5 protein-coding genes are annotated in these 4,054 nt (G+C 61.0%); all 5 read left to right on the top strand.

Annotation, left to right across the window (positions count from 1 at the left end):
- The coding region (locus tag AC1D35_RS34980) for an oxidoreductase C-terminal domain-containing protein (RefSeq protein WP_477942490.1) at window positions 1-347 on the top strand (347 nt) is incomplete at its 5' end.
- 38 nt (window positions 348-385) lie between these two features.
- On the top strand, window positions 386-1,189 hold the full coding sequence (locus AC1D35_RS34975; protein ID WP_477942488.1) for a 3-methyl-2-oxobutanoate hydroxymethyltransferase: 804 nt from the start codon (window positions 386-388) through the stop codon (window positions 1,187-1,189).
- Between the two features lie 328 nt (window positions 1,190-1,517).
- Window positions 1,518-1,907: a c-type cytochrome gene (locus AC1D35_RS34970; protein WP_477855028.1), complete on the top strand. Its 390-nt coding sequence runs from the start codon at window positions 1,518-1,520 to the stop codon at window positions 1,905-1,907.
- Window positions 1,908-2,054: 147 nt separating this feature from the next.
- Window positions 2,055-2,873, top strand: coding sequence for a cytochrome c oxidase subunit II (locus AC1D35_RS34965; RefSeq protein WP_477942486.1), 819 nt, complete (start codon window positions 2,055-2,057; stop codon window positions 2,871-2,873).
- A gap of 25 nt (window positions 2,874-2,898) precedes the next feature.
- Window positions 2,899-4,054 (top strand): cbb3-type cytochrome c oxidase subunit I (locus AC1D35_RS34960; protein WP_477942484.1); only part of this gene is annotated, 1,156 nt, incomplete at its 3' end.

The following is a 4,054-nucleotide window of genomic DNA, read 5'->3' as shown; positions in this document are numbered from 1 at the left end:
ATGCACAGCAGCAGGGCATGCTTGCCGCTGCCAATATGCTCGGCGCCGATGAGCCGGTTTCTGCCGTGCCGTGGTTCTGGTCGGATCAGTACGACATGACGCTGCAGATCGCTGGTCTTGCCGATGGCGCGGTCATGCATCTGCGCCGCGATCTCGGCGAGCGAGCCTTCATCCTCTTCCACCTCGATGGCGAGGGTCGGCTCATTGCCGCAAGCGGCATCGGGCCGGGCAATGCGGTGGCGCGCGATATCCGGCTGGCGGAAATGCTGATTGCCGCGCGCGCGCATCCAGATCCCGCCGCGCTGACCGCCAGCAACGTCAAGCTGAAGACGCTGCTCGCCGCCTGAGAGAGATATCCAGATATCTGGCCCCAAAGGAATTTGCGATGAAAAGACACTATCGCGCGACGGTCGCTGACCTGCTTGCACTCAAGGGAAAACGGCAGCTCACCATGTTGCGCATCACCTCGCTGGAGGAGGCGGAAGCGGCCGAAAAGGCGGGTATCGACATGGTCTCCGTGCCACCCGCTTTGCTCGGGCCTGTTTTTCGCGAAGCGGCGCCCACGCCCTTTGCCGTTCCGGGTCTGGAATATGGCGACCACGTTTCGGCCGAGGAGTATATGCGTGAAGCCTTCAAGGCGCTGAAGGCGGGCGGCGATGCCGTCTATTGCGCCGCAAGCCTGCAGACCATCAGACGCATGCGCGACGAGGGCATTCCCGTCTGCGGACATGTGGGCCTCATCCCATCGAAAGCCACCTGGACCGGCGGCTTCCGCGCCGTTGGTAAGACGGCCGCCAGCGCTTTAGACATCTGGCGCCAGACGAAGGCGCTGGAGGAGGCGGGCGCTTTTGCGGCCGAGATCGAAGTCGTTCCCGGCGATGTGGCGGCGGCAATCTCAAAGAGAACATCAATGCTGATGATCTCGATGGGCGCCGGCCGCGGCTGCGATGCGCAATATCTCTTCGCCGACGACGTGCTCGGCACCAACCGCGACCACACTCCGCGCCACGCCAAGATCTATCGCAATTTCGCCGCCGAACATGACCGGCTGCAGCGCGAGCGTATCGCCGCCTTCAGCGAATTTGCCGAGGATATCCGCTCCGGCGCCTATCCGGAAAAGCGCCACCTCGTCGGCATCGATGAGGCCGAGTTGCGCAATTTCCTGCATCGGCTGGAAGCCGGCGAATAGCAGCCACCGACACCCCTCGCCCGGCGGGAAGAAGATACCCCCGTCAGGGCAGATGAGGAGATCCGCTAGGGGCTCGGGCGGCCGCTTCCGCTGAACTCTCTGCGTTGCCTTCCACGCCGCTCCATTCCGGCAACCTCTCCTGGGCGCAACCGGCAGGCGCGAAAGCCGGGTTTCGGCCTTGCGGCGATGCGTCACTGCACCGGAATTGTGGAACGATTGACTTGCCCCCGCGAAGGATTAAGCTTTGCGGCATCCCAGCCACCGTCCGCGCGCCAATGCCACGGCGAGTGCGAGTGGCTTGGCGACCTTGAGGAGGATGAGGTTTGCCGTGGATTACCGTGTTGTTCTGCTGATCGGCTTATCCGTGATTGCCCTTTCCCCTGGTAAGTCAGGGGCGCAGGAGGGTGATGCGACGGCAGGTGCCGTTGTTTTCAAGAAATGCGCGACCTGTCATGTCGTTGAATCCGATACGAACAAGGTCGGTCCGTCGCTGAACAAGGTGTTCGGTCGAAAGGCCGGAACGCATCCCGACTTCGCCTACTCGCCCGCAATGAAGGCGGCTGGCGAAGGCGGTCTCGTCTGGGACGAGACAGTGCTGCGCGACTATCTGCACAATCCAAAAGCAAAGGTGAAAGGCACAAAGATGGCCTTCGTCGGCGTGAAGGACGATCAGGAGATCACCGACCTCATCGCCTATCTCAAACAATATTCTCAGTGATGGGCAATACTCCAAATGACGGGCCTTTGATCGGCGGCGCATGCCTAAATTGCCGTAATTGCCGATATTTTCTATCTGTGCGATAATAAACACGGACTTTTTGCGGAATGCGGTTTCACGGGTCAACCTGCTCGAGGAGGAGCAGAAATGGCTGTCGTGCTGATTCTCGTCCTGATTGTCGTCGGCTCCGTGCTGTTCCATGTGCTCAGCCCGTGGTGGTGGACGCCGATCGCGTCCAACTGGACCTATATCGACAGCACGCTGATCATTACCTTCTGGATCACCGGCATCGTCTTTGTGGCGGTGATTTCCTTCATGGCCTATTGCGTCTTCCGCTTCCGACACAGACCGGGCAACCGCGCTCACTATGAGCCGGAGAACCGCCGGCTGGAATTGCTGCTGGCAGGAGGAACGGCGGTCGGCGTGGCGGCCATGCTGGCGCCCGGCCTGATCGTGTGGAACCAGTTCATCACGGTTCCTGCCGATGCGGCATCCGTCGAGGTCGTCAGCCAGCAATGGCTTTGGAGTTTCCGCCTGCCGGGCGCGGACGGAAAGCTCGGTCGTGCCGAGACGCGCGATGTCAGCCCTGAAAATCCGCTCGGTCTCGACAAGAACGACGCAGGCGGCCTTGACGATGTCATCATCGAGGGCGGCGAACTGCATCTGCCGATCGGCAAGCCGGTGCACATTTTGCTGCGTTCCGTCGATGTGCTGCACGATTTCTACGTGCCGGAATTCCGCGCCAAGATGGACATGATCCCCGGCATGATCACTTATTTCTGGTTCACGCCGACGCGCACGGGGACCTTCGAGATCCTCTGCGCCGAACTCTGCGGTGTCGGCCATCCGCAAATGCGCGGCACCGTCGTCGTCGATAACGACGCGGACTACCAGACCTGGCTCGGGCAGCAGCAGACATTCACCCAGCTCACGGCGTCATCGGGAGAGCCGCCGCCGGCAAACTGAACCGGCAAAGGAAGGAAGAGAGATCATGGTCGAGATTCCATCCGGCAGCGCGGGCGCCATCCCATCCGCCGAAGTCGAGGATGTCGAGCTCTATCATCCGCGAAGCTGGTGGACGAAATACGTGTTCAGCCAGGACGCCAAGATCATCGCCGTGCAATATTCGGTGACGGCGATCGCGATTGGCCTGGTGGCGCTGGTGCTCTCCTGGCTGATGCGGATTCAACTCGCCTTTCCCGGCGCTCTCTCTTTCATCGATGCCGATCACTATTATCAGTTCATCACCATGCACGGCATGATCATGGTGATCTATCTGTTGACCGCGCTGTTCCTCGGCGGCTTCGGCAATTACCTCATTCCGCTGATGGTCGGCGCGCGCGACATGGTTTTCCCCTACGCGAACATGCTGAGCTACTGGATCTATCTGCTTGCGGTGCTGATCCTGGTCGCGGGCTTTTTCGCCCCCGGTGGCCCGACCGGGGCCGGCTGGACGCTTTATCCGCCGCAATCCGTTCTCTCCGGCACGCCTGGCGGCAAGGACTGGGGCATCCTCTTGATGCTCACCTCGCTGGTCGTCTTCATCATTGGCTTTACCATGGGCGGGTTGAACTATGTGGTGACCGTGCTGCAAGGACGGGCGCGCGGCATGACGCTGATGCGAATGCCGCTCACCGTCTGGGGCATCTTCACCGCGACCGTGATGGCGCTCTTGGCCTTTCCGGCCCTCTTCGTCGCCTGCGTCATGATGTTGTTCGACCGCGTGCTCGGCACCAGCTTCTTCATGCCGGCGATCGTGGAGATGGGCGAGCAGCTGAAACATGGCGGTGGCAGCCCGATCCTGTTCCAGCACCTCTTCTGGTTCTTCGGCCATCCGGAGGTCTATATCGTTGCACTTCCGGCTTTCGGCATAGTTTCGGACCTGATCAGCACGCATGCGCGCAAGAACATCTTCGGCTACCGCATGATGGTCTGGGCGATCGTCATCATCGGGGGCTTAAGCTTCGTCGTCTGGGCACACCATATGTATGTCAGCGGCATGAACCCGGCCTTCGGCTTCTTCTTTGCCACCACGACGCTGATCATCGCCGTGCCCACGGCGATCAAGGTCTACAACTGGGTGCTGACGCTGTGGCGCGGCGACATCCACCTGACGCTGCCGATGCTCTTTGCGCTCGCCTTCATCG

This window comes from Rhizobium sp. P1_E6, from assembly GCF_056405875.1.
The sequence above is the reverse complement of the archived record's forward strand: the minus strand, read 5'-3'. Positions and strand labels throughout refer to the sequence as shown.